The sequence below is a fragment of the Calidifontibacter terrae genome, from assembly GCF_054778835.1.
In genome coordinates, this window is sequence record NZ_BAAGZF010000006.1 from 585,024 (window position 1) to 607,943 (window position 22,920).

The 22,920-nt window shown below is 65.4% G+C and carries 29 protein-coding genes and 2 pseudogenes; 9 read left to right on the forward strand and 22 right to left on the reverse strand.

Features of this window, described 5'->3' with window-relative positions; all coding sequences use genetic code 11:
• Positions 1–34: 34 nt before the first annotated feature.
• From prfB to ACYU98_RS10975, 8 genes and pseudogenes are all read right to left on the reverse strand, one after another.
• Complete coding sequence (prfB, locus tag ACYU98_RS10940) at positions 35–1,144, reverse strand: peptide chain release factor 2 (RefSeq protein ID WP_460468237.1); 1,110 nt, start codon at positions 1,142–1,144, stop codon at positions 35–37.
• A gap of 69 nt (positions 1,145–1,213) precedes the next feature.
• Entirely contained in the window at positions 1,214–1,681 is a 468-nt protein-coding gene (locus ACYU98_RS10945; RefSeq protein ID WP_460468238.1) for a pilus assembly protein TadG-related protein, read from the reverse strand.
• Positions 1,678–2,121 carry a pilus assembly protein gene (locus ACYU98_RS10950; protein ID WP_460468239.1) on the reverse strand — a complete coding sequence of 148 codons (444 nt, stop codon included), beginning with the start codon at positions 2,119–2,121 and terminating at the stop codon, positions 1,678–1,680. Before ACYU98_RS10950 ends, ACYU98_RS10945 begins: the two co-directional genes overlap by 4 nt.
• Positions 2,118–2,510 (reverse strand): TadE family protein, encoded by a 393-nt coding sequence (locus ACYU98_RS10955; RefSeq protein ID WP_460468240.1) that lies wholly within the window; start codon positions 2,508–2,510, stop codon positions 2,118–2,120. Before ACYU98_RS10955 ends, ACYU98_RS10950 begins: the two co-directional genes overlap by 4 nt.
• Complete coding sequence (locus ACYU98_RS10960; RefSeq protein WP_460468364.1) at positions 2,494–2,688, reverse strand: hypothetical protein; 195 nt, start codon at positions 2,686–2,688, stop codon at positions 2,494–2,496. The genes ACYU98_RS10955 and ACYU98_RS10960 overlap by 17 nt, the downstream gene beginning before the upstream one ends.
• Before the next feature lie 52 nt (positions 2,689–2,740).
• Positions 2,741–3,667 (reverse strand): type II secretion system F family protein, encoded by a 927-nt coding sequence (locus ACYU98_RS10965; RefSeq protein WP_460468241.1) that lies wholly within the window; start codon positions 3,665–3,667, stop codon positions 2,741–2,743.
• Positions 3,664–4,524: a type II secretion system F family protein gene (locus ACYU98_RS10970; RefSeq protein WP_460468242.1), complete on the reverse strand. Its 861-nt coding sequence runs from the start codon at positions 4,522–4,524 to the stop codon at positions 3,664–3,666. The genes ACYU98_RS10965 and ACYU98_RS10970 overlap by 4 nt, the downstream gene beginning before the upstream one ends.
• Positions 4,521–4,892 (reverse strand): annotated as a pseudogene (locus tag ACYU98_RS10975) (CpaF family protein); the annotation flags it as partial. The gene ACYU98_RS10970 and the pseudogene ACYU98_RS10975, both read right to left, overlap by 4 nt.
• 50 nt (positions 4,893–4,942) lie before the next feature.
• Here ACYU98_RS10975 and ACYU98_RS10980 point away from each other — a divergent pair.
• Complete coding sequence (locus ACYU98_RS10980) at positions 4,943–6,433, forward strand: recombinase family protein (RefSeq protein ID WP_460468243.1); 1,491 nt, start codon at positions 4,943–4,945, stop codon at positions 6,431–6,433.
• On the opposite strand, the gene ACYU98_RS10985 is transcribed toward ACYU98_RS10980, so the two are convergent.
• Positions 6,434–7,021: a hypothetical protein gene (locus ACYU98_RS10985; RefSeq protein WP_460468244.1), complete on the reverse strand. Its 588-nt coding sequence runs from the start codon at positions 7,019–7,021 to the stop codon at positions 6,434–6,436.
• Positions 7,022–7,115: 94 nt separating this feature from the next.
• On the opposite strand from ACYU98_RS10985, the gene ACYU98_RS10990 reads away from it, so the two are divergent.
• The 3 genes from ACYU98_RS10990 to ACYU98_RS11000 all read left to right on the forward strand — a co-directional run bounded on the left by ACYU98_RS10990 (position 7,116) and on the right by ACYU98_RS11000 (position 8,840).
• The gene (locus ACYU98_RS10990) at positions 7,116–7,733 is read left to right on the forward strand and encodes a DUF4145 domain-containing protein (RefSeq protein ID WP_460468245.1); all 618 of its coding nucleotides are present in this window, start codon (positions 7,116–7,118) and stop codon (positions 7,731–7,733) included.
• Positions 7,734–7,764: 31 nt separating this feature from the next.
• The gene (locus ACYU98_RS10995) at positions 7,765–8,412 is read left to right on the forward strand and encodes a hypothetical protein (protein ID WP_460468246.1); all 648 of its coding nucleotides are present in this window, start codon (positions 7,765–7,767) and stop codon (positions 8,410–8,412) included.
• Between the two features lie 263 nt (positions 8,413–8,675).
• Positions 8,676–8,840 carry a DUF1508 domain-containing protein gene (locus ACYU98_RS11000; protein WP_460468247.1) on the forward strand — a complete coding sequence of 55 codons (165 nt, stop codon included), beginning with the start codon at positions 8,676–8,678 and terminating at the stop codon, positions 8,838–8,840.
• Between the two features lie 182 nt (positions 8,841–9,022).
• On the opposite strand, the gene ACYU98_RS11005 is transcribed toward ACYU98_RS11000, so the two are convergent.
• The 6 genes from ACYU98_RS11005 to ACYU98_RS11030 form a co-directional block, all read right to left on the reverse strand.
• The gene (locus ACYU98_RS11005) at positions 9,023–9,712 is read right to left on the reverse strand and encodes a recombinase family protein (RefSeq protein WP_460468248.1); all 690 of its coding nucleotides are present in this window, start codon (positions 9,710–9,712) and stop codon (positions 9,023–9,025) included.
• 69 nt (positions 9,713–9,781) lie between these two features.
• On the reverse strand, positions 9,782–10,177 hold the full coding sequence (locus tag ACYU98_RS11010; RefSeq protein ID WP_460468249.1) for a C1 domain-containing protein: 396 nt from the start codon (positions 10,175–10,177) through the stop codon (positions 9,782–9,784).
• Between the two features lie 488 nt (positions 10,178–10,665).
• Positions 10,666–11,826: an AAA family ATPase gene (locus ACYU98_RS11015; RefSeq protein WP_460468250.1), complete on the reverse strand. Its 1,161-nt coding sequence runs from the start codon at positions 11,824–11,826 to the stop codon at positions 10,666–10,668.
• Entirely contained in the window at positions 11,823–12,803 is a 981-nt protein-coding gene (locus tag ACYU98_RS11020) for a bifunctional DNA primase/polymerase (RefSeq protein WP_460468251.1), read from the reverse strand. The genes ACYU98_RS11015 and ACYU98_RS11020 overlap by 4 nt, the downstream gene beginning before the upstream one ends.
• Entirely contained in the window at positions 12,796–13,272 is a 477-nt protein-coding gene (locus tag ACYU98_RS11025) for a hypothetical protein (protein ID WP_460468252.1), read from the reverse strand. Before ACYU98_RS11025 ends, ACYU98_RS11020 begins: the two co-directional genes overlap by 8 nt.
• The gene (locus ACYU98_RS11030; RefSeq protein WP_460468253.1) at positions 13,269–13,400 is read right to left on the reverse strand and encodes a hypothetical protein; all 132 of its coding nucleotides are present in this window, start codon (positions 13,398–13,400) and stop codon (positions 13,269–13,271) included. Before ACYU98_RS11030 ends, ACYU98_RS11025 begins: the two co-directional genes overlap by 4 nt.
• A 672-nt stretch (positions 13,401–14,072) precedes the next feature.
• Between ACYU98_RS11030 and ACYU98_RS11035 the strand changes: the two genes are divergently transcribed.
• The 4 genes from ACYU98_RS11035 to ACYU98_RS11050 all read left to right on the forward strand — a co-directional run bounded on the left by ACYU98_RS11035 (position 14,073) and on the right by ACYU98_RS11050 (position 15,571).
• The gene (locus ACYU98_RS11035; protein ID WP_460468254.1) at positions 14,073–14,678 is read left to right on the forward strand and encodes a hypothetical protein; all 606 of its coding nucleotides are present in this window, start codon (positions 14,073–14,075) and stop codon (positions 14,676–14,678) included.
• 124 nt (positions 14,679–14,802) lie between these two features.
• A complete protein-coding gene (locus ACYU98_RS11040; RefSeq protein ID WP_460468255.1) occupies positions 14,803–14,967 on the forward strand; it encodes a hypothetical protein in 165 nt (54 codons plus the stop codon).
• On the forward strand, positions 14,967–15,239 hold the full coding sequence (locus ACYU98_RS11045; protein ID WP_460468256.1) for a hypothetical protein: 273 nt from the start codon (positions 14,967–14,969) through the stop codon (positions 15,237–15,239). Before ACYU98_RS11040 ends, ACYU98_RS11045 begins: the two co-directional genes overlap by 1 nt.
• The gene (locus ACYU98_RS11050; RefSeq protein ID WP_460468257.1) at positions 15,239–15,571 is read left to right on the forward strand and encodes a hypothetical protein; all 333 of its coding nucleotides are present in this window, start codon (positions 15,239–15,241) and stop codon (positions 15,569–15,571) included. The genes ACYU98_RS11045 and ACYU98_RS11050 overlap by 1 nt, the downstream gene beginning before the upstream one ends.
• Before the next feature lie 147 nt (positions 15,572–15,718).
• Here ACYU98_RS11050 and ACYU98_RS11055 read toward each other — a convergent pair whose 3' ends face one another.
• The 7 genes and pseudogenes from ACYU98_RS11055 to ACYU98_RS11085 form a co-directional block, all read right to left on the reverse strand.
• On the reverse strand, positions 15,719–16,096 hold the full coding sequence (locus ACYU98_RS11055) for a hypothetical protein (RefSeq protein WP_460468258.1): 378 nt from the start codon (positions 16,094–16,096) through the stop codon (positions 15,719–15,721).
• Positions 16,097–16,146: 50 nt separating this feature from the next.
• Complete coding sequence (locus ACYU98_RS11060; RefSeq protein WP_460468259.1) at positions 16,147–16,311, reverse strand: hypothetical protein; 165 nt, start codon at positions 16,309–16,311, stop codon at positions 16,147–16,149.
• On the reverse strand, positions 16,311–16,451 hold the full coding sequence (locus ACYU98_RS11065) for a hypothetical protein (RefSeq protein ID WP_460468260.1): 141 nt from the start codon (positions 16,449–16,451) through the stop codon (positions 16,311–16,313). The genes ACYU98_RS11060 and ACYU98_RS11065 overlap by 1 nt, the downstream gene beginning before the upstream one ends.
• Positions 16,448–17,035 (reverse strand): hypothetical protein, encoded by a 588-nt coding sequence (locus ACYU98_RS11070; RefSeq protein WP_460468261.1) that lies wholly within the window; start codon positions 17,033–17,035, stop codon positions 16,448–16,450. Before ACYU98_RS11070 ends, ACYU98_RS11065 begins: the two co-directional genes overlap by 4 nt.
• Entirely contained in the window at positions 17,032–17,448 is a 417-nt protein-coding gene (locus ACYU98_RS11075; RefSeq protein ID WP_460468262.1) for a hypothetical protein, read from the reverse strand. Before ACYU98_RS11075 ends, ACYU98_RS11070 begins: the two co-directional genes overlap by 4 nt.
• Entirely contained in the window at positions 17,445–17,705 is a 261-nt protein-coding gene (locus tag ACYU98_RS11080; protein WP_460468263.1) for a hypothetical protein, read from the reverse strand. Before ACYU98_RS11080 ends, ACYU98_RS11075 begins: the two co-directional genes overlap by 4 nt.
• Before the next feature lie 103 nt (positions 17,706–17,808).
• A pseudogene (locus ACYU98_RS11085) lies at positions 17,809–18,696 on the reverse strand (CpaF family protein); the annotation flags it as partial.
• Between the two features lie 182 nt (positions 18,697–18,878).
• Between ACYU98_RS11085 and ACYU98_RS11090 the strand changes: the two are divergent.
• Complete coding sequence (locus ACYU98_RS11090; RefSeq protein ID WP_460468264.1) at positions 18,879–22,916, forward strand: FtsK/SpoIIIE domain-containing protein; 4,038 nt, start codon at positions 18,879–18,881, stop codon at positions 22,914–22,916.
• Positions 22,917–22,920 lie beyond the last annotated feature (4 nt).

Sequence of the window (22,920 nt, forward strand, 5' to 3'; positions counted from 1 at the left end):
GCTGTTGCCGGCTCGCCGGCGTGTCTTGGCTAGGTCAGGCCTGCTTGACCGCGTTGCGCTTCCAGCGGATGCCCGCTTCGAGGAAGCCGTCGATGTCACCGTCGAACACCGCGGTCGGGTTGCCGGTTTCGTAGTCGGTGCGCAGGTCCTTGACCATTTGGTAGGGGTTCAGAACGTAAGAACGCATCTGGTCACCCCAGCTGGCCTTGATGTCACCGGCCAGTTCCTTCTTCTCCGCGGCTTCCTGCTCGCGGCGCAGCAACAGCAGTCGGGACTGCATCACGCGCAGCGCGGCGGCGCGGTTCTGGATCTGGCTCTTCTCGTTCTGCATCGATACGACGGTTCCGGTGGGGATGTGGGTCATCCGCACCGCCGAGTCGGTGGTGTTCACGCTCTGTCCGCCGGGGCCCGAGGAGCGGAAGACGTCAATCTTCAACTCGTTCTCCGGGATCTCGATGGAGTCGGTGGTCTCGATCAGCGGAACCACCTCGACGGCGGCGAAGCTGGTCTGCCGGCGCCCCTGGTTGTCGAACGGGCTGATCCGCACCAAGCGGTGGGTGCCGGCCTCGACGGACAGGTTGCCGTAGGCGTAGGGCTCGTTCAGCTCGAAGGTGACGGACTTCAGGCCGGCCTCTTCGGCGTACGAGGTGTCGACGACCTTCGTGGTGTAACCGTGGCGCTCGGCCCAGCGCAGATACATCCGCAGCAGGATCTCGGCGAAGTCGGCTGCGTCGACGCCACCGGCGCCGGCGCGGATGGTCACGACCGCTTCGCGCTGGTCGTATTCGCCGTTGAGTAGGGTGCGGACTTCGAGCTCACCAACGGCCTTCTGCAGGGAGGAGAGTTCCTTCTCCGCCTCGAGCATGGTGTCGTTGTCGTGTTCCTCTTGGCCCATCTCGACCAGCACTTCGAGGTCATCGATGCGCGAGTCCATCGTCTCAATGCGCTCGACCTCGGAGTTGGCTCGCGACAGCCGGGAGGTGACCTGCTGTGCCTTCTCGGGGTCGTCCCACAGGTCGGGGGCGCCGGACTCCTGCTCGAGCTGCTTGATCTGCACGCGCAGGTGATCGACGTCGATCACCTGCCGCACCGACTCCATGGTCGAACGCAGGTTCTTCACTTCCGAGGGAAAATCAACAGCCACGAGGAGCAAGACTACGGCAGTGGTGGGCGGGCGCACCGCGGCCGACTCGCGCCGGTCGGGTTTTGTGGCTCACGGCTCGATCTGCGAGTGAGCCCGCGACTCCACCCGCACCGTGATCGAGGACCCGAAGAACGAGAACATCCCGCCGGTGATCGGCGGCCGAACAGCCGCTTCGACCTGCACGACGGCGGTGTCCTGACCCGCGACCGACGATCCCGCAACCCGCCAGCCGGTCACATTGGTCGGCACCTGCTGACCGGACAGGCTACGGGTGGCTTCCTGTTGCACTCCTCCGGCGGTCAACGGCACGCCGCGGCCGATGCCGTCGCGGTAAAGCGCTCCCTTGTCGGCGCTGTCCGCTCCGGCGAGCGCGGCTGAGTCGGCCGCATCGAGGACACGCATCTTCGCCAGTTGCACGGCGGTGACATCGATCCCGCCCACGATCAGCAGGCCGAGGATCGCGAAAAGACCCGCACCCAGGATCAGGATCCGTCCCTCTTCACGGTCCTCTTTCAATGCCGGCAAGCGCTTCTTCACCGCCGGTACTTCCCGACCGGCTCGTCGTGGCTGCTGGTCAGATGGATCGAGGTCGGCACCACCGCGCTGAGGAAACTGGGCACCAGCGGCAGGTCGACGTCGGTCGCGGCCGTGGCTGTGACGGTCGCCCCGCGGGTCAAACACGGGTTGGCGCTGCACCTCATCCCGACCTGCCCGATGACGCCATGGTCGGCGAACACCAGGGCCGCTCCGTCCTGAGCTCGCGCGGGCGCACTGTCGCCCTCGGGTGTGGTGACATACATCCGGCCCGCTTCCCGAGCAGCTCCGGACACGGCGTAGGCAGCCGACTGAAGGCGCGCCATGGTGACCACCAGATAAAAGATCGGCAGGGTGAGCAGGATGCCGACCACCAGGAACTCCAACACCGCACTCCCGCGGTCGCCCTCGCCGAGTCGCGCCCGTAGTCGCTGCAGGTTCACTGCGCCTCCGCGTAGGCGCGTCCGGTGACAGTCATCGCGCCCGGTGGGCCGAACGGTCCGAGCACCGGCAGGGTGGTGTGAATTCGTACGATCACCACTCGCCCGCCACCGGCGCTCCCCTCGGTCACCGACACGTCGTCGGCGTAGCCGTCGGCAAGCGCTTGCCGAATGAGGGTACGAGTCCGAGCTGCACCGGCTGCCGGACTCGAATCGGCGCGAGCGCCGTAGCGGGCGCCCTCGACGGCGTACGCCGTCAGGCTGTTGCGCACGTAGAGCGCAAAGCCCAGTTGCAGCGCACCGAGGAAGACGATCACCAACAACGCCGAGACCATCGCGAACTCGGCTGCGGCTGAACCTCGTTCGGCGGCGCTGTTACTTTCCGCCGCCATTGACCGAGTGGATGGCGGTATCGAAGAGCGAAGTCAGTTGCGGCTGGGCGAACTGCCACAGCGCGGTGACCAAGCCCGCGGTCATGAGGGTGATGAGAACCCAGCCGGGAACGTCCCCACGCTCGCGATCGCCGGCGGCGACCAAACGTCGGAGCATCCGCTGCTGGAGGGTGCGCATAGTGATCATGTCGTCCTTCTTTCGTGCTTCTGAGTGGATTGAGACGGTGCGGTTAAACAGTGAGTCGAAGGGCCGCAAGCCCCGGGAAAACTGCAAAAAGAACGGTGACCGGGAGCACTAGAAAAACGACGGGAACCATCATGGCGAGCTCGCGCTGGCCGCCCAGCTCGATCAGTTCCTGCTTGGCAGCATCCCGGGCGTCCTGGGCTTGCGCGCGCATCACATCGGCGAGTGGTGTCCCTCTCTCCATCGCCACGACCAGACCGTCGACGAACCGAGAAACACTGGCCAGTCCTGTGCGGTCCGCCAGGCCTTGCAATGCCTCGGGCAGGCTTGCGCCGGCTCGCGCGTCGATCAGGCAGCGGGTGAGTTCGCCAGACAGTTCACCGGTCGAGAGCCGAGCTACACGTTCCAAAGCGGCTGCCGCGCCTTCACCGGCGGTGACCGCGAGCGCCAGGAGTTCGGCGATCGCTGGGAACTCGGCGAGGATCTGGTGATCGCGTTTCTCGGCCGCCCGGGTCAACCACTGGTCGCGGGCGATCACCCCGGCTCCCGCGGCCACCAAGACGAGAACGACTGCGGCAGCTACTGATTGGTTGCCTGCTGCAACCCGGGTGGACACCCAGAGCGCAGCGAGCACCGCCGCGATGCAGCCGCACAACGCCTGTTCGGCGCGAAAGTCCTCCAGCGACGTGTCGCTGCCGGCCCGCTCCAGTCGACGTCGTACGGACACACTCCCGCCGAGCACGTTGTCGACCCACCGGCCGAGGGTGTGCAACACCGCGCTCCATCCGGAGGTGGGGCCCGCGCCGGAGACCAGGAGAAACCGGGACGGGCGCGGGTGGTCGCGCACGTAGGGATCCATCCGATCGGCCAGGGTCGGCCGACGACGCATCGGCAGCCGATGCCAGATGAGTAACAAGCCGCAGGCGACCAGCAGGCCGATCGTGGCACCGGCCCAGAGCAGTTGCGGGTTCACGCCATCACCCGAACCTCGGTCGGCAGCTGTCCGATCCGTCGCATGATTCGGTAGGCGACGAACGACACCGCGCCGCCGCAGGCCAGCACGACCACTCCCGTTCCCGAGCTGTAGGCCTGCAGCGAGTTGCCTCGGGTCGCCAACATGACCAACACCAGCCAGGGAGCGACCAGGGCCAATCGGGCGGCATTGACCGTCCAGGACTGCCGAGCTTCCAACTCCGCCCGGGTGCGCGCGTCATCGCGCAGGAAGGTCGACAGGGTGCGTAACAGTCGGCCGAGGTCGGTGCCGCCGACCTCGCGGGCGAGCCGCAAAGACTCCACCAGCCGGTCGGCGACCGGGTCGGAGAGTCGCTGTTTCAGGGCGTCGAGGCAGACGTGGAAGTTGCCGGAGCTGCGGTAGTCGTGCGCGAACTCCGCGAACGCAGGGCGCAACTCTTCCGGACCGCGTACGGCCAACTGGGCCAACGCTTCGGGCAGCGCGAGCCCCGCTCGTACAGCGGAGGAAATGTGGTCAACCGCGTCCGGCCACAACTCACGCCGATGGTGCCGGCGACGGCGCGCACGCCCCCGGACGGCCGCGACCGGCGCCCAACCAACCAGCAGGGAGAACGCGAGAGAAACCGACCAGACACCGGTAATCGCCATGCCGACCAGCCACACGAACAGGGCCGCGCCCGCACAGCCAGCCAGCAGCGTCGGAACTCTGAGCCCGGAAATCCCACTGAGTCGTACGTCGGCGCCGAGCGTGTCCATCGCGCTGGGGCGCCGCTGCCGGGTCGACTCCGACCGCGGCCAGAACGACCAATAGATGCAGAAGACACCCATCCCGAAGATGGCGCTCACCAGCGGGATCACGAGTGGTCACCTAGGAGCTCGCCGACGTCATAGCCGGCGAGTGCGAAGCGCTCCTCGTGCGGCGGGAAGCCGGAACCGCGCACCAACACTCGGTCACGGCGTACGAACAGTTCCGCGAGCTCGATCACGTTGCCTTCGAAACGACCCGGGACGGCCGCGATCTCACGAACGCAGCGACTGCCATCGCGTTCCAAACCAACATGGACGATGAGGTCGATCGAGCTGGCGACTGTAGGCATCACGAACTGCGAGCCGACGTTCGGGCCGGCTAGCAACGGCAATGTGCACATCTTTACGACGGCTTCGCGCGCCGAGTTGGCATGCAGGCTCGCCATACCGGGCAGTCCGCTGTTCATTGCGATCAACAGGCTAGAATGCGACAATTGACTAGCGGACCAATGCCAGCAACTGTATCCCTATGGGGAACGAGAACGAGAACCGCAAGGTGGTCGCATACCTGCGTATCAGCCGTGACGCCGAAGGACAGAGCCACGGCGTGACGCGGCAACGAGAGGACTGCGAGGAACTGGCTCGTCGGCATGCCTTCGAAGATGTCGAGTACATCGAGGAAAACGACATGTCGGCAAGCCGATTCAGCAAGAAGCCCCGCCCTCTGTACGACGCGATGATGGCTCGGATCGGCCACGGAGAGATCTCGACTGTTCTTGCGTACTCAACCTCCCGGCTGACCCGTCGCCCGCGAGAGCTCGAAGACCTCATAGAAGCTGCCGAGACTCACGGCGTCCGGTTCATCACGATGGTGTCCGGCGACTTCGACCTGTCTACCTCCGGCGGCCAGGATCAGGCGCGCTACGCGGCCAACCGCGACGCTGGTGAATCGAAAGTCATCTCCGAACGAGTGAAACGTGCGGCTCGGCAACGTTCTGAACGCGGCGAGTACCACGGCGGTATGCGCCCGCCGCTTGGCTACCTGCTGAAACGGGACGAGACGACCGGCAAGAACAAGCCGGTCATCGACCCCCAGCGCGCTCCCCTGGTGCGCGACGCGATTGAACGACTCCTCAACGGTGACACGCTCTACGGAATCTGCTCGGACTGGAACCGACGCGGCATCACCACCAATACCGGCGCGCACTGGCGATCCGTCACGCTGCGATCCGCGTTGCTGTCGCCGTCGCTCGTCGGCCAGACCTCAGCACGGGTGCAGGGGTGGGAACCCCTTGTGTCCGAGGTCGATTGGGAACGCGTTGGCCGGCTGCTGCGCGACGACTCCCGCAAGTTCCCCGTCGCCGAAACGGGCTACACCGGCAAGCGCGCCATGGGTGGTGGCCTCACCGTCTGCGGACTCTGCGGCAAGAAGCTCATCTCGCAGAAGTACAAGAGTCACGTCCGGTTGATCTGCCACTCGCAGGCCATGGGTGGATGCGGCAAGGTCACCATCGACCACGACCAACTGGAGGAGTACGTCACCGCTCGCGTGTTCGCCGCTCTGGAATCGGACGAGACCACGAAACTGCTCGGCACGCCCGCCGACACTGCGGAAGAGAGAGACCTGCGCCAACGGCTGCGGGACCTGCGAAACGAACGAAGCCGCGCGTACAACGCGATGGTGAAGGGGTGGGTCGAGGAGGCCGAGTTCGACCACCAGCGCCAGCGCATCGACGCTGAGGTCATCGCGGTCGAGACGCGCCTGACCGAACTGGCGTCTGCTGGCATCGTCGGATCGCTCGATGAGATCCGCGACGGCTGGGACCAGAGACCGCCGTTGGCACGTCGAGCAGTCCTCCAGAGCGTCGTTCGCGTCGTCCGGGTACAACCGCACCCGAAGGGAGTTGCGACGACCCTGACGCCATTCAAGGACGAATGCGACACCTGCCTCCAGCGCCGTCGCCGCCGTCACCGCGAGGCCACGCTCGACCAGCGGGTCCAGATTGAGTGGCGGGTGTAGCTACCTATGAGTGAGGGCACTAATGAACGATGCAACAAGCGCCGCCGCAAGGCTCGCCAGCGACGCAGCTATAACGACCCTTTGGAACCTCTCTCCGGACATGCGTTCTTCGTCAGAAGTACGAGTTGCCTCGGACACATCTGCCAGATGAACTCCTCGCCCCTGCTCAACCGCCCTACCTGCGGACAGAACACGCATGCGGGCCGACTCCCCTCTGGTCAGCAACATTGGCGTCAGCTGCACGTTCCACGTGCCGTCGGTCTCAGCGACTTGCCCAGTCGTTCCGAGAAGAGTCACAACCGTCGCATCTGTGAATGCGACGTAGCACTCTCCTCCGTCGAACGCACTCGGCTGAATGTCGCCTGGGCCGAGATTCGTGAACGTGACCTCTGTCAGGTGGGGCGCTGCAATCTCCCCGCCGTGCCAGGTAACGGTCAGACCCGGCACATCGTCGGCTGCGACGAGCTTCGTTACCAAGACTTCGATCCCGAGGCGCGTGCGGCGGTTGCCCCACCACCACGTCGCCAAGAGCCCAGCTCCCGCCAGCACGACCGCAATGACAATTCCTATGACCCACCACTTGTCCACGGCAACATCCTGCACGACGAGGGATGTCGGCGCTCTCCCTTATGTTGAGCGCATGGCGAAAAGAGTGTGTTGGAAGTGCGGGCAGGCCTCCCATATGACCCGCTTTGGCGACCCGTGGGCGCTGACGGCTTCGAAAACAAAGGTAGGCGACCTATTGGCTGCGTTCTACCGCTGTGACAACTGCATGTGGCCCAGCGCCGCTACCGGCGGCGCGGTGCCCGAGTACCAGGGACTGGCCCGCACCGACGGTAGCCTGGTGCTAGGGCCTCATGAGGAATCAGATCACACGTGGTACCCCGAAGCTGCAACCGGCATGGACTTCCCAGACGTCCCGGAGCACATCGCCAGCGCGGCAGACGAAGCAGTCAAGTGTCGCAGTTTTCACGCGTTTCGCGCCGCCGTCCTCATGGCCCGCTCGGTCGTGGAGGCGACGTGCAAGGAGAAGGGGATCACGTCCGGTCGGCTCGTGACCAAGATCGACAGCCTCGCGAAGGACGGCCACATCCGCGCTCACATCAAGGACGCGGCCCACGAGATCCGCCATCTCGGCAACGACATGGCGCATGGCGACTTCACCGAGTCCGTGACCCCGGAGGAAGCGGACGAGATCCTCGAGTTCATGGGCGAGATCCTGCACGACGTGTTCCAGTCGCCCGCGAAGATCGCTCGACGACGGGCGCTTCGCGAAGCTCGCGCAGCAAACGAGACCTAACTCGCCGACTTCCCGTGACAGGGTGTTGCCCATGGACGAAGCCGAGGTCACCGCGATGCATGAGAAGCGCTTGAAGGCGTTCAAGCGACGGGCGGACGAGATCCGCTCATGCCGCCTGTTCCAGCACCCCTACGCACTGCTGTGGGGCAAGCAGCTCATCGTCGAAGTTCGTTCGGACGGTCAGAATCGAATCGGTCGCAACCTGCCTACGAAGGCTGAGGTGGCGTACGCAGTCACCCTCATTCGCGCACTGACGCTCAACGACGAGAACATCTACCACCAGAAGGTTCTGGGATCGATCAAGCATTTCGCCGACGAGTCCTTGCACGACCGGATCAAGGCGACGAAGAAGGCATGGAAGGAGTACCCGCCGAGGTCTATGCAACTGATCCTTGGCAGGGAAGACGACCCCGATTGGCAAGTCGAGACCTGGGACAACGACCTCGCTAACGCGTTCGTCTACGGAAACCTCGTTCACGCGACCGCTGAGCAAGCTGACTTGGTCGACGAGTTCGCCGAGGAGGACGTTCTGTTCGCCGCGAGCGGTGCGATGTCCACCGCCTTCATGCTTGTGCACAACACCGTATGGCTCTTGCACCAAGTCCGGCCCGACCTGCAGGACGAACCAGTTTTGCCCGACGGCACCAAGCTTCCCGGCGGCAAGGTCATCAAGAACTAAGCCACGACCTACTCGCGGCCAGGGCGCCCTGCCAGTTGTCTCGAAACATCCGTGCTCAGCGGGCCAGTACGCGGCAACTTGCGGAAGCGCAGCAGGATTGCACATCCGCAACCTTTTGTGTTGGACCTGCGCGCACCGGCGTGTCGCATCGCGGTTGTCGGCCCGCCGTGCTTCACTCCTAGTGACCCGGCGGCGCCCGGGTCGGGTCGCCGGTGTTCACACCGGACACCGGGTACAACTGAATACGGGCGGGAAGGTTCATCATGATCCACACGATCAAGATCCTGCAGAGCAGTAACGGTCAGTACTGGTTCCGTGTCAGTGCGACGAACGGCAAGATTCTGTGCAGTTCGGAGACCTACTGGAACTACAACGACTGCTACAGCGCAGCCCGCATGATTCAGAACGGCGGCGGCAACATCGAGTGACGTTCGCCTGACTGAACAACACGAGGCCCAGACGGCTCCGGAGTACCACTAATACCCCGGAGGCATCTGGGCCTTCGTGCTGGTCCAGGAGGACGATGGCGCTACCGCGCGGTCATCCCCGGTATCGCCAGCATTGCACAAAGTTCGCAAGTGTCGGACAAGGCGCGCAACGTTGCGCACACTTAGCCCACGGTACGCAGCGGTACGCCCGGAGACAGCACGCATCGCACCGCGTTCGGTCGCCAGCACGTCGCGCCCTGCCCTGTCGGCACCTGGTCGTCGTTGAGAGCGTCCGCGATCTGGCGGTAGGTATATCCGCTGGCGCGGAGGTTGCGAACCCGCTCGCGGACGTCTGAGGGAACGGTGGAACGCCGGCCAACATGCACGCCCTTGGCCTTGGCTGCTGCTAACGCGTCCTTCGTCCGCTCGCCGATCACGCGACGCTCCCACTGCGCCACAGCGGCCATAACGTTCGCAACCAGCTCCCCCGCTGGTGTGGTGGTGTCGATCCCGAGATCCAACGCGACCAACGCCCAACCTTGATCACGCGCCATGTTCATCGTCTCGGCGAAGTCGAGCAGCGACCGCGACAGTCGGTCGAGCTTGGCGACGACCAGTGCCTCGGCTTGACCCTGCCTCAGCATGGCCAGCGCCTGAGTGACGCCAGCACGGCGCATGCTCGACGCCGACGCACCTTCGTCGACGACCCACGTCACGGACCACCCGCGACGACCTGCCTCCTGCTGGATCGCGTCGCGCTGCGCGTCCAGTCCGAGGCCACTCCGGGCCTGCTCTTGCGTACTCACTCTGAGGTATCCCACAACGTTCATGTGGCTACAGAATCGAGCTCTCGTCGCCCTGTCGAACACCATCCCTCGGGATGGTGAACAGCGTTCGTCCAGAGGCGATCTGAGCCTCGTAGTCACCGGCTCCGGTAGCTGCTACCCGTACGAACTGAACGCCCGCGAGAACGCCTCTCCATTCCGCTGACCGATCAACCAGAAGTCCATCGTCGGCCACGCTTCCGGCCAGTCCCCGCACAGCAGGTCTAGCACGGCGTCGTGTTCGTCTCGCGCCAGCGAGAGGAACACCGCGAACCGGTCGTCCTGCTCGGCCACCGGATCAACCGCCGCGATCGCTTCCCGCTCCATCCGGCCGAACGACAGCGGCAACGCGCCCAAGTGCAACGCCGCATTCTGCCCAGCGTGAACGCTCATGCACTTCTGGTGGACGTGGACGCCACACCATCGGCATCTCGGCACGGTCGCCCCGATCTTCAACGTGTCCGAAACCGTGTGGCAGACCGCGCAGTCGTAGACCCGCTCGGCCTTCTTCATCCTCGGCAACGGACCATCCGCACGCGGTGCGGGTCGCTTCGGTGGCACTCGCTTGCCGGTGCAACTCTTGGTGTGCGCCGTCCGGCACTTGCTGTGGACGTAGACCTCGCACCCAGCACGCGGACACCGTGTTGAAGCGCCCTCTTCGCACACGACGCACTCTCCTGCTGGCTTAGGTCGAGCAGCACAATTGGCCGTGTGCCTGCTCCGGCACGTCGCGTGCACTGTGGCTCCGCAACCGCGCGGACACTCCCCTCGGCTTGCTTCACCACAAACGACACAGTCGTTCATTTCGCTCTCGCATTCTCGGTAGGTTTCGGATCCCCGCTGCGGAGGTGTTGCCGTCCAAACGCCCCCTCCGCCTCTCCATGCCTCCCCCTCTCCATTGATCCCCGGTTCCGACTACTGGTACTGGTTCTGGCGGTTCTCTAGAGAACCGCTCAGAACCAGCTACCAGAACCAGTCACGAGCGGTTCTGGAACCAGTTCTCAACCGGTTCCAGAACCACCAGCACTGGCTTCCTGCCGGCCGATATCGGTCACCTCCATCCCGACCACGCGACCTTGCCCGTCGTGTTGCAACTCCACGAAACCGTTGTCCGCAAGCCACTCTCGGACCTGCCCCAACGTGGCCTTGCCGATCCCGGCGACCCCGGCCAGCCTGTTGTGGGACAGACCGGGATCGTCGATCAGCACCCGCAGGACGTGGCGGCCATTGCTGACCAACCTCTCTGTCACCCGCGAGTACGCCTCCGTTGCGGACGCCAAGTCCTCGTGTGTGCTCGACCGGCGAACGAACAAGTTGCCTCGTTCACCGACGGACTCAACCTGCTGGGTCACGAACCGGATCGGAGGAAACACCGGCCCGAACTTCTGCTTGACGTTGGTGATGGTGTTCGACTCGATCTGCATCACGACGTCCAACGCTTGCCGCTGACGAGACGACCCGCGTTCCCGGCTGGTGTCCCACCCGGTGTGATGGACCAGACCGACCGCCGCGCCGGTTGCATGGCCGATCCGCTGGATCGCTTTCTTGACGACCGAGAAGTCCTTGGCCTTGTCCTCGTCGCCGGATGCCATGTGGTCCGCCTGGGTGTCGAACACCACCAGCCGCCACGGCTTTCCTCGCTCGGTCGCGTACGCCTGCAGGTCCTCGATCATCGTCTCGACCTGCTGGTCGTCCATGAGGTCCAGCCCCTGCTCGACGGAGTAGACAACATCCTCGTCGGACTGGCCAGGGTTGCCCGCGAGCCACGCCTCGATGCGCTCGCCAGCATCTGCACCGCCTTCTCCGAGGACCATCGCGACCAAACCCGACGCCGCGACGGGGTAGCCCATGAAGTCCGACCCGTTCGCGACCGCCGCACACATCGCGACGACGACGTACGACTTGTAGCTGCCTGTCTGGCCGAAGATCTGGAACAGCCCGCCTTGCGGCAACACCGAGTCGATGAGGAAGGGCGGCGGCTTCTGCTTTCGGACCTCCTTCGACCGGGTCAGATTCAGCCGCGGTCGCCGCGCTGCGGCTTCCTCGCGCTGGAACCGTTCCCGCGCCTCGGCATCCACACGCAGCCGGTCAACCTTGCGCCTGACCTGCTGGTCGTGGGTCGGTGGCGTGTACCCGGATCCTTCCAACCATGAGTCGCTCAACCGCGCCACCCCCAATCCTCGGCCTCCCAGTAGGACACGGCTTGGCGGATGCACTTCTGCGCCTCGCGCCACGAGAACGGATGCGGCTGCTGCCGCGTGACTGCCCACACCTGTCGAGTGAGGTCGTAGACGGCTGTCTCGTCACTCGTCCGATTCAGGACCGACCTCGCGAACGCCAGACAATCCCGATTCCGACTGCCCGACCAATGACCGAACCCGCGTTCCAGCCACCACTCGAAAGGGGGTGTCTCGACGTCGTTTCGTTCACCGATGGAGGGTTCGACCTGGAACGACCGAACGGCCGTCAGCAACGCGTCTGGCACGTCTGGAAGGTCGCTGAGGTCGCCGGCCTCGATCTGATAGGACCGCCAGATCTCGACGGGCGGATCGTTGGGCGGATCGCTGAAAGCTCGCCTCAAGGACAACCTCACACGCCACAAAGACGGCGGGGCCAACACCAGCACCCCATCCGCTTTGATCTCGACGCCAGGGAGCCAGTTCATCGACCGTTGTCGCTCGCGTAGCCGGAACCAGTAGTGCAACCCGTCCGTCGGAGTCCGAACTCTCGGCACGGTCGAGAGGTCGACGCCCTTCACATCGGCCCACTCAGCGAACTCTCCCGGCCCGTCTTGTCCGACGCGGTGACGATCGCAGTCCACGACCAGCAGGTTGTTCGCCACCCCGGTCGGCACCCCGATGTTCGCCCATTTGTCCTGCGCCCACCACGACGCGACCTGCTGGGGATCGGTCGATCCGACGAAAGGTCGAGCGTCGTCGCGTCGGTATGAGAACCCGTCACCGAGCATTGCGTGGGGTGCTTTGCGGCATTGGGTCGCCCGCGCTGCAGGGAACACCGCCATGCCCGCCGACGCGTACGTCATCGCGGCCCATGCCAGCCCTTCGGCGGTTCCTGGCTGATCCCCAACCTCGCCTGCGGTCAGCGGGTGGATCTCGTTGTGCCCGATAGATTTAGACACACGGACCACCTTCTCGGTTACCCACCTCGTCGGTCCCGCCACCCGTCGCGATGCCCTCGCGGCGGGTGTTCCTTTGGATCGCGTCAACGTCGTCAATCACGCATGCGCAGACCGCACAGATGATCGCCTGGACCGCCTGACCGTCCGCGCCGAACTGGATCGTCAGTTGCATCACCTGGCGCGCGTCAACCCACTGGCCACAGTCGATGCACGAAACCCAGGCCCGCTCCGCATCTTCTGGATACTCAAACGGATCCACCGCGACCTCCCAGGGGTCGTCACCGATCACGCTCCCCAGCAACTCGTATACGAGTTGGCCGAGGTGGCGCACCCCTGGACCGTTGCGATGGGGATCAGTCCGCTCGCCGTTGAACACCGCCCGAAGGGTGGGCCGCTTCGCCGGGTCCTTCGACCGCTCGACCGCTGCCTTGAATCGGTCGTCCGCCCACTCGCCAATGACGTCGGTCATGCCTTGTCACCCCCCGACTTGATCAGGGTGACCACGCGAGCAAGGGTCGTCTTGTCGTTGACCACAGGCGGGAGGCCCTGCGATGCACGGGAGTTCGCGACCCACTGCTTGAGTTCTTCACGACTCATCGGGCCACCCCCGCACGGTTGCCCGGACCCTTTGACTGCGGCACCGCAGCCAGTGACTCCGCCGTAAACAGGTCGGTCAACGGTCTGCCCAACTTTGCGGGCAGGCGGTCCCTGAGGACATGTGACGGTGTGGTGACTCCACGGCACGCGCAGTAGAGCTGGCGCTCGGTAACGCCGAGCTCAAGTGCCAAACGTGGATAGGTCCAACGTTGATCGAGCATGATGCGAGCTGCTGGCTGCTCGCCGAACCTCTGTCCCTTCATCGGAACGAAACCCTTCGCACATCGAGGTGACCCTCGAACGTGTGCCTATTGGCTTCGTCGCTCCCCGATCTGCGGGACGGTGGCCGTGGCCTCGCGACTGGTCTCCACGGAACTTTGGTCCGTGTGCCCTTCCTCCTGGTGGCTACTGCGTTGGACTGCTCACCAGCGTCTTGTTCGCTGTCAATATTGAATCACCAAGTGCAGCGTCTGGCAATTGGCCCTGGTCTCCAGTTCCGTTGGGACACATCAAGTTCCACTTCTACGCACGACACTGGCGTGAACACCCCACCACGTCCTATCGTGGGTGCCACGCACGCGGAGGTACTGCGGCACTACGGATGCCCGGTACCGCCGCGTTTGGCTTTTCCGGCTGTGGTGTCGCACTCCGCCCAACACCAAAGGAACTGCCATGACCTTGATCCTCCGAGCAGGCGACTACAAAGGTCGCGCTCGACAATGGTTTGCCGAGAACCCGCGAGGGCCGCTGGAACCCGAACCGCCTCGACGGATGCCCGCACTCATGCACGGCGTCTCCGGCAAGTGCCAGCCTCAATTCGAGTTCCCGGAGGACACGACCCTGGACGAGTACGTCGAGTGGTGGCGCGACTGCATCACCGCGGAAGCACGTCGGTTGATTGCACAGGACGAATCGGCCCGTAGATGTGAAGAGGAGAGACGACAACGGCCCGTGGACTTGCCGCACCCCTCGGGACCTCAGCCGAAACTCCGCCAACGCAAGATCTGGCACGTCGTGGCCCACGGTCTCGGCACGTCCGCGACTGTCGATCACTTCTGGTCGCGCTTCGGCGACCACCCGGCCCGCCTGAGTGACCGAACCAACATGGTCGTGACTGCAATCGACTGCCATGACGGCGACCTACGGATGGTCGTGGTTTACACCGTGGCCGGCGGCCATCCGTCGGACTTTCGACGCTGGGTCGGTCGCCAAACCGTTGGTCGCAAACTCACCCCGGAAGAACTCGATGCGACCTGCGTGGAGAAGTTGGACGCATGACGTCCTGACCTGGCTCGATGTACGAAACTCGCTGCACCGCAACGACTCCCGCGTTTACACATGGGCCATCGCCTAGTTCTGTTGCTCTCGTTGCCGGGAGGTACCCGGCGACGGAGAGGAACCGATGAACATCGACGAGACCATCTCAGCCGCGTACGGCGCGCACCCCTTCGAGGTCGCCCGGCTGGAACGCGACCTGCTGGCCCTGATCCACACCCACTACGACGCCGACGTGGTCGCCCGCGCTCACGACGCCCTCGCCCAGATGCGGACGAAGGTGGCGAAGTGATGACCGTGGACCAACTCCGCGACCTGCTGGCCGACCTACCGGGTGATGCCGAGGTTCGCCTCGCGACGCAGCCCACCTGGCCGCTGGCGTTCCACACCGGCGCTGTCGTCACCGGCGACGAACTCGCGGGAGAGGCAACGTGCGACCAGCACGGTGACTACTCCTGCGAGGACTGCGAGGACGAGTCGATCGTCTGGATCACCGAGGGCGGCTCGGTTCACGACGCGCCCTACGCACCGTCTGGCGTGTTCCAGATCGGGGGTCGATTCTGATGCCGCACGTCAAGAAGCCCCGCAACGCTGCCGCGGAGGTCGACCTCACCCGCAAGACGCCATGGGGAACCGAGTACCGCGTCGCACGCACGGTCACCGCCGGAGTCGAGTGCGATCAGCGGTGGGTCACGATCTGCCTGGAACACAACACCCAGCACGGATCGGACACGTTGCGGACGGCCTGCACCGCTGGCACTCGTGGCGCGGTCGCGGACTGGTGTGACTCCTGCGCGACGCTGCGCAACTCTCCCCCGGAGCCGGCCGCCGAGCGCGAGCCGGCCCCGGCACCGAAGACGCCTAGCCGCCGCACGCGGAAGACGACCACGACGTAACGCACGCATACGACGAAGGACCCCGGCACTGGTACTGCCGGGGTCCTTCTGTCTGCGACGCTATCGCGGCGTCTGAGCCTCGTCGGTCACGCTGGCGGTTGGTTATCCAGTCCAGCCGCGAACGATGCTCAGCTCGCCTCCGAGGTGCTACGGAGTACGTAATTCCGCACTGTCGTCCGACGGGTCGTAGCGGCAGGACCGATACATGCCACTCGTAGTTCGATCCTCGTTCGTGCCGGTGGGATTGATCTGCCAACGCACGTGCACGTCCCACACGATGGATTCGGCCGCACCCTTCCCACTGTTATCGACGCCTTCCGGTTGTCCGTCGAACTCGATAGCCGACGCGGTGTGCATGTAGACCGTGCCCACGCTGTCCTTGGCGTTGTTCTGGATCGCTCTCGTGCACGCCGCCTTCGTTTTCGCGGTAGTGGCGGCGTCAGCGAACGTGGTCGACGCCGACGGGATCTCGTATGTCGTTGACTCTCCGCAACCACTTGTCACGAGAACGACCGCGGCGACCACCAACCCATAGCGCATGTGGACACTATGGCCGAGGCCGCCGTCGGTCCTGGCTACTTGGGGTCTTCTCGTGGCAACTTGACCTCGATCACCTGGCCGCCGTCCGCCGTCTTGGCCCGCAGGACCATCCACGGCAACTCCGGGTTGTGCTCGATCGACACGTCCGGGAAGCTCGTCGTCACGAACAGCTCCCGCTTCTCGGCGTTGCTTTCGCCCATCAGTCGTTCTCCTTCTTGGGTAGGGGTACCTCGACGCCTTCGTCCGGGTCGACGAACATGCGCCGCCGCTCCTTGGCGTAGTCGTCCTCGTAACGACGCGGGTCGCCGTCGCCGCCGAACTCGGACCGCTTGTCGCTCATCGCTGGTCCTTCAGCCGTTGCCGCATCTCGGCAGCGCTTGGGTTGATCGGGGCCACCTCCGCGAGGCGATCACCGAACGTGGTCAGGTCCGCGTCTGGCGACCTGGGTATGTCGCTGTCCGAGTAGTCGGGTCGAGGCTCTTCGAGGACGTCGGCATCAACGATCTCCGGTCCGTCATCGACAACCTCGACCGTCGTGTAAGCGGCGGCCATGGTCTGCTCGAACTTGTGGGTCACGGAGATGTCCGACGCCTTCGCACCGGCCAGCCCGCTTCGGTCCAGCAGGGACTCGGCGATCTTGCGCCGTTCCTGGATCGGCACCTTGGGATCGCTCATCCACTGCACCAACTTGCTGGCTGCGTCGTCCGCCGCCATGAGGATGCGCTCGGCGGCCTTGGCCTTGACGTGCGCCGACGCTCCGCCGTGGTGCGTGCAGACGACCCCGCCCTTGATCGCGCGACGAAAGCACTGCTTACCCGTCTTGTTCTTGGCGTGGCACCGCGTGGCGTCGGGATGATCCGCCCACCACGCTTCGTCGAGCTTCCGTCGGAACCCTGTCCGTACCGGCTCTATCTCGCCGCTCATCGCCGCAACACCGGGTACTTGGACAACAGCCGGTCACGTTCGGCTGCCGGATCGTCCAGGACACCCCTCGCAGCGGCCAGATCAGCCGTCAACTGCGCTTGCTGGTCGGCAAGGTCGGAGTATGTCTTGCGCGCCGCTCGGAGCCTCTGAACCGCTTGGTCCTTGGTGATCCGCCCGGCCTTGGCGTCGTCCAGCACGTCGCGTGCCTCGTGTGCCAGGCCAGTAAGTTGACCCTCGATCTGCTCGGCCTGCTCGGCCAGCCGGTGGGTTTCCTGCGCTGCACGCTCGCGCAGCACGTCCGCGGACGCCTCCGCGTCCCGCTGGTCATCTTTGGCGAACTGGGCTTGCAGTTCCTGGCGCTGCTGCTCCTGCGCGATGACTCCGAGCACGTCGGACGAGTGCGCGGCACTCATTGCTGCACCCCGTACTTCGCTCGCAACTCCGAGTCTTCGCGACGCTCCGGTTCTGCGTACAGCGCGGACCGCTCCGCCTCTCGCTTGCCGAGCGCGACGACCGAGTCCTCAGCCTCGGTCAGCAAAGAGTCGACGGACTGGTACGCCGCCGCCAGACGGTCGTCGTGGATGGTGCGTGGCTGGGTCTTGCTGCGGCTCGGCGTCACAACGGCCTTGTTGCCACTACCGACGTTGCTGCCCGTCGCGACGGGTGCCACGCTGGATGGATTGGTACTCAACGGAATTCACTCCTCTCACGTGGCGGCCGCGCGACTCTTCGCGTGAGAGGTGTCCGAGCTACGCGGCCGCCAACCTCTGGGACAATCCGCTAGTCAATTCCTGGGTTATGAACAGGTCGAGGCTCTCTTCCTGACGCACCTCACCCACGATGATCCGGCTGGGTCGCATCCGCAGTGCTTCCTTGACCAGGCGGCGCAACGGAATTTCGCCGGTGCCCTCCAAACTCGGCTGGCGGCATTGCAACGCCGCCCAGTCACGCAGATTGAGTCGCAGCTCGAACACCTCTTCGCAGGAGACGACGCGCTCGGTGGGTGGGATCGCTGCGGCAAGGCAGTTCAGAAGCGTGGTTTTGCCAGCCTGAGTTCCTCCGGTGACCAAGATGTTCAACCCGGCCGACACCGCCCCGCGCAAGAAACGCGCGGCGACCTGGGTCAGCGAACCCATCGTGACCAGGTCATCGAGGTTGTGCGCCCGGGCGACGAACTTGCGGATGTTGACATACCACCGGCCGGGGGTGACATCGGGAATGGCGACATGCAATCGCGATCCGTCCGGCAGGGTTGCGTCGACAAATGGCGACGATAAATCGACGCGCCGACCGCTTGGTTTCAGCATCCGTTCGACGAGGTTGCGGACCTCTTGCTCGGTCAGGATCGTCGACGTCAGCTCGGGCACACCCTTGCGGGCAATGAATACCCGGCTCGGTTCGTTCAACCAGATTTCTTCAATCGTCGGATCATCGAGGTACGGCTGCAAAGCGCCATAGCCAAGAACTGCGTCCAGCACGTTCCGGGTGGCGACGTCACGATCACCGAGCGGCTCCAGGCCACCATGCAGCGACCGTTCCTCGTAGTCCTGCACAACGTCGTGAATCAGCGTATTCAGGCTGGCGCGATCGGTGGTCGGGTCAAGCCGGCGTCGCCGGATGAGCTCGCGGACCTCGCCCTCGACCACATGGATGCCGTTCATTCGTGACCCCCCTTCCGAGTCAGTTCCCTGGGTAGGAAGGAAAGCGCACCGCGGGGCAGAACGGCGGTCTGCACGAAGGCTTTACCTTCTCTTTGTCCTTTCTTGACTGTTTGCTGACCGAACAACCTGGTTATCCACAGGGTGCTCTGCACGAATCGGCAAGAACGACGATCATTCGCGAAATGAGCACCATCCCGGATCCCGAGTTCGCGATAACCGTCGTCGACGACCGCGGCCTCCGCCACGACCACGTCGTCTCCCCGGCCGCGGGATCGACCTGGGGCGACCTGCGCAGCGCGCTCTGCCTGACCGGCGACTGGCATGTCGGAACCCGGCGGCTCGAATCGGCTGACCCGCTGCGCCGCCTCCCCCACGGCAGCCTGCTGTTGCCACACCCGCTCGCCACCGGCATCGAGCTGCTCCACCTCACCTGCATCGAGGGTCCCGCCGTCGGCGCACGCCTGCGACTCACCGACCGGATGCGCATTATCGGGCGCGGCCCTCTTCTCGATCTGACGCTCCCCGACCCGGACCTCTCGCGCCGCCAATGCGGCGTCCGGGTGGTTGCCGGTCGGGTGCAGGTTCGTGATCTCGGCTCGACGAACGGCACCTGGATCGGCAGCCGACGCCTCGATCCGACGGTTGAGGAGGACCTGCGCGCTGGCGACCGGCTGCGGTTGGGCAACTGCGTCTTCCGGCTGGATCAGCGCTATCAACCCCCGCCGATGACGGAGAACTTCGTTGCGGTGCAACGTCATCCGTATCACGCCCGCGAACCGCAGTTGATCGTGTTACGACCGCCGACTCCGCCGACGGGTGCCGACCGGCGACCCATCCCCTGGCTGGTAACTCTGCTGCCGTTGATCGTCGCGCTGATGCTCGCGTGGTGGCTACACAACGCAATGTTCCTGGCATTCGCCGTTTTCAGCCCGGTCATGATGCTGGCTCAATACCTCAGTGACCAGCGCTCCGGACGACAGTCCGCCGCCGCCGGACGGGCGTCGTACGCCCTGGCCGTGCGGCATCACCAGCAGGTTGTCACAAACCATCTGCGCGAGGAGTTGGCGGCTCGCCGGGCCATCGCAGCGCCGCTCACCCAGGCGGCCGACGCCGTCGAGTTTCGGTCAGCAGCCCTGTGGCATCGGCATCCAGAGGAGTTCGGGTATCTCCAGTGGCGGATCGGAACGGGGATCATGCCTTCCGGCGTACGAGCGCGGGCGGCCGACGAGGTCAACGACCCTTTGGAATCCCTCCCCTGCTGCCCGGTCACCGTCGATCTCGCCCGACACCGACTCGTCGGAGTGCAGGGATCGGCTGCGACGCGACCGGCCACCATCGACTCCCTACTCGTGCAGTTGATGGCATGGCACTCGCCCGTCGTGGTCGAGATCGCCCTCGTCGGCGCGCAACCTATCGGGCGCCACCCGCAGTTGGCGTGGGTTCCCCACTTGCGCCCCGACGTACGTTCCCCGCCTCGGGTCGTCGACTGCTCCGACGACGAGTCTGTGTCGTCGCTGCTGGCACACCTGGGAGAGGCCACTGAGCAGGACCGCCCACCTCGTACGGTCGTGGTCGTCACCGACCCCGACGCCTTCCGCGCCTCCGCTCTCGCCGGGCTGCTGGCGTCTCCAGCGCGCTACGCGGCCACGGTGGTTTGTTTCGTTGAGACAGATACAACACTGCCAGCGCGAAGCCGGCCCGTTGTCCGCCTGGATTCGGCGTTGTCTGGGCACTGTGAGCAGATCCACTTCGTCCCGGACCTGCCGACGGCGGACCTCGTTCGGCGTACGATCCGCGGCGTCGTGCCGCTGATTGATGCTGCTCCGGGCAACGGGGCGGAGAGTCCCCCACCGAACGTCGATCTCGAATCGGTGTGGCGAGCCGACCACGGCGACGACCTGCTCTCGACGGCCGACACCGTCGCCCGATGGACCGCCTGCCCCCACTCCACCCGAGTGCTCCTCGGCAGCGGAGGCGGCGGCCCGTTCGCCGCCGATCTGCGCCTCGACGGACCGCATGCCCTCGTGGCCGGAACGACCGGCGCCGGCAAGTCCGAACTGCTGCAGACGTTGGTGGCCGCCCTCGCCGCGGCCAACCGACCGGACGAGCTGTCGTTTGTGCTCATCGACTACAAGGGCGGCGCCGCCTTTGCCGAGTGCGCTCGGCTGCCCCACACGGTCGGCGTCGTCACCGACCTGGACACACACCTGACCGAGCGTGCGCTCGACTCACTCTCAGCCGAGCTGCGCCGGCGCGAGCATTTGCTGGCGGCCGTCGGCGCAAAGGACCTTGACGATTACCGGTCGGTCGCCGGTCGCGCTCGCGTTCCGCGACTGGTGCTGGTCATCGACGAATTCCGGGTGCTCGCAGAGGAATTGCCGGACTTCATCGCTGGGTTGGTACGGCTCGCAACGGTCGGACGGTCATTGGGTGTTCACCTGCTGCTGGCTACCCAGCGCCCTGCGGGGGTGGTCACCGCCGACATCCGCGCCAACGTAAACCTGCGCATAGCGCTGCGGGTGCGTGACGACGGCGATTCCCACGACGTGGTGGAGGCGGCCGACGCCGCGCGGATCCGCGCAACAACGCCGGGCCGGGCCTACGTACGCAGCGGCTCGGGCGACCTCGTCACGTTCCAGACCGCGCGGGTCAGCGTCGCGCCTGCGGCCGAGAAGCAGCTGACCGTGACATCCGCGGCTCGCCCCGGGCTGACTGCTCGACCTACGTCATCGCCCGGTTCGACGGTTCTCGGGGAACTGATCCGGGTGTTGGACGCCGCGGCGGACCACCTGGACATCGCTACCGGAGCGCCGCCGTGGCTGCCACCGTTGCCGACCACGATCGGTTCGGAACCGGTCGAGAGTGCCACTGATGAGGCGGTGAGCATCACCGGTCTCGCCGTGACCCCGTTCGCAGTTCTCGGCCGTCAGGATCGACCTGCCGAACAGACCCAACCGCTCTTGGCGTGGCAGCCCGATGAGGACCAACACCTCGCGATCATCGGTGGCCCCCGCAGCGGACGTTCGACCGCGCTGCGTCGGCTGTTGCGCGACGCTTGTGGACGACGAACCCCCGCCGAACTTCAGGTCCACCTGCTCGACCTGGGCCGCGCCTTGTCCGACCTCGAAGATTGGCCACACCTCGGCAGCCGAATCGAGTCCGACGAACCGAGCAGACTCGCCCGATTGATGGACCACCTCACGAGCGAGGTCAGCCTCCGTCAACAGCGCCAGGGGGTCGACCCGATGCTCGTTCTTGCGATCGATGGCTGGGAAGTTCTGGTCGAGACGGCCGAGGATTTGCTGTTCGGTCGGGTGATGGACCAGTTGACCGCAGTGCTGCGCGATGGTCCGTCGGTGGGCATCCAGGTGGTCACCACCGGCGGCCGGGGGCTTCTCACGAGCCGCTCGCTACCGCTGTTCCGCAGCCAGTTGGTGCTGCGCATGACCGATGTCGACGACATCGCCGCAGCCGGGATCCCCCGGCGTTGCGTCCCGACCGAACTGCCGCCCGGGCGGGCCTTGATCGCGCCCAGCGGCGTGGAGTGTCAGTTTGCACTGCCCGCGACGGATGCACCCGAGGGTGACGCCACCGGCGTGACCCGAATCGACGCTCTTCCCGAGCAGGTGCGGCTCACAGACTTACCGGCCTCACGCGATCTCCGGGTCGGTCAGGGCACGAGCCAACTCCTCGGACTTCCGTACGGCGGGCGCGGCGACCTGGTGGCGCTGGTTGCCGGGCCCCCGGGGTCGGGCCGCAGCGGAATGCTGCACACCGCGGCGAACGGACTGGTCGATCGACCGATTGCCTGGGTGAGCGGCTCGGCAGGTAGCAACCCGCCGGCTGGCGCCGTACGCATGACCGCTGCGGACCAGCTGTCGGCATGGCTTGCCGATCATCCCGCCGGAGCCGTCCTCGTTGACGACGCCGAGACGGTTTTCGGGACCGACATCGAGGACGTCCTGGCCACCCATGCCACCCGTGCTGTGCACACCGGCGGCGTTCTCCTACTCGCCTCATCTGCCCTCGACTTGAATGGCAATTACCGCGAGCTGGTCGCGGAGTTGCGGCGCCGCCAGACGGGTGTATTTCTCACACCGACACAGGCCGAAGGCGAGTTCCTCGGCTTGCGCTTTCCCCGGCTCGACCGACCCCGCCCCGGAGCTGGATTCATCTGCCTGCGGGGGCAATTGAGCGAGGTGCAGGTCGCCCTAGCGTGAGGCG

Excerpts from the sequence above, each read along its gene's own strand:
- ACYU98_RS11065 (WP_460468260.1), bottom strand. The coding sequence starts at position 16,451 with ATGAGCGACAAGCGGTCCGAGTTCGGCGGCGACGGCGACCCGCGTCGT.
- ACYU98_RS11075 (WP_460468262.1), bottom strand. The coding sequence starts at position 17,448 with ATGAGTGCCGCGCACTCGTCCGACGTGCTCGGAGTCATCGCGCAGGAG.
- ACYU98_RS11030 (WP_460468253.1), bottom strand. The coding sequence starts at position 13,400 with ATGAGTCGTGAAGAACTCAAGCAGTGGGTCGCGAACTCCCGTGCATCG.
- ACYU98_RS11070 (WP_460468261.1), bottom strand. The coding sequence starts at position 17,035 with ATGAGCGGCGAGATAGAGCCGGTACGGACAGGGTTCCGACGGAAGCTC.
- ACYU98_RS10960 (WP_460468364.1), bottom strand. The coding sequence starts at position 2,688 with ATGCGCACCCTCCAGCAGCGGATGCTCCGACGTTTGGTCGCCGCCGGC.
- ACYU98_RS11040 (WP_460468255.1), top strand. The coding sequence starts at position 14,803 with ATGAACATCGACGAGACCATCTCAGCCGCGTACGGCGCGCACCCCTTC.
- ACYU98_RS10955 (WP_460468240.1), bottom strand. The coding sequence starts at position 2,510 with ATGGCGGCGGAAAGTAACAGCGCCGCCGAACGAGGTTCAGCCGCAGCC.
- ACYU98_RS11025 (WP_460468252.1), bottom strand. The coding sequence starts at position 13,272 with ATGACCGACGTCATTGGCGAGTGGGCGGACGACCGATTCAAGGCAGCG.
- ACYU98_RS11035 (WP_460468254.1), top strand. The coding sequence starts at position 14,073 with ATGACCTTGATCCTCCGAGCAGGCGACTACAAAGGTCGCGCTCGACAA.
- ACYU98_RS11000 (WP_460468247.1), top strand. The coding sequence starts at position 8,676 with ATGATCCACACGATCAAGATCCTGCAGAGCAGTAACGGTCAGTACTGG.
- ACYU98_RS11050 (WP_460468257.1), top strand. The coding sequence starts at position 15,239 with ATGCCGCACGTCAAGAAGCCCCGCAACGCTGCCGCGGAGGTCGACCTC.
- ACYU98_RS11060 (WP_460468259.1), bottom strand. The coding sequence starts at position 16,311 with ATGGGCGAAAGCAACGCCGAGAAGCGGGAGCTGTTCGTGACGACGAGC.
- ACYU98_RS11090 (WP_460468264.1), top strand. The coding sequence starts at position 18,879 with ATGAGCACCATCCCGGATCCCGAGTTCGCGATAACCGTCGTCGACGAC.
- ACYU98_RS11045 (WP_460468256.1), top strand. The coding sequence starts at position 14,967 with ATGACCGTGGACCAACTCCGCGACCTGCTGGCCGACCTACCGGGTGAT.
- ACYU98_RS10995 (WP_460468246.1), top strand. The coding sequence starts at position 7,765 with ATGGACGAAGCCGAGGTCACCGCGATGCATGAGAAGCGCTTGAAGGCG.
- ACYU98_RS11005 (WP_460468248.1), bottom strand. The coding sequence starts at position 9,712 with ATGGTGTTCGACAGGGCGACGAGAGCTCGATTCTGTAGCCACATGAAC.
- ACYU98_RS10980 (WP_460468243.1), top strand. The coding sequence starts at position 4,943 with ATGGGGAACGAGAACGAGAACCGCAAGGTGGTCGCATACCTGCGTATC.
- ACYU98_RS11010 (WP_460468249.1), bottom strand. The coding sequence starts at position 10,177 with ATGAAGAAGGCCGAGCGGGTCTACGACTGCGCGGTCTGCCACACGGTT.
- ACYU98_RS10990 (WP_460468245.1), top strand. The coding sequence starts at position 7,116 with ATGACCCGCTTTGGCGACCCGTGGGCGCTGACGGCTTCGAAAACAAAG.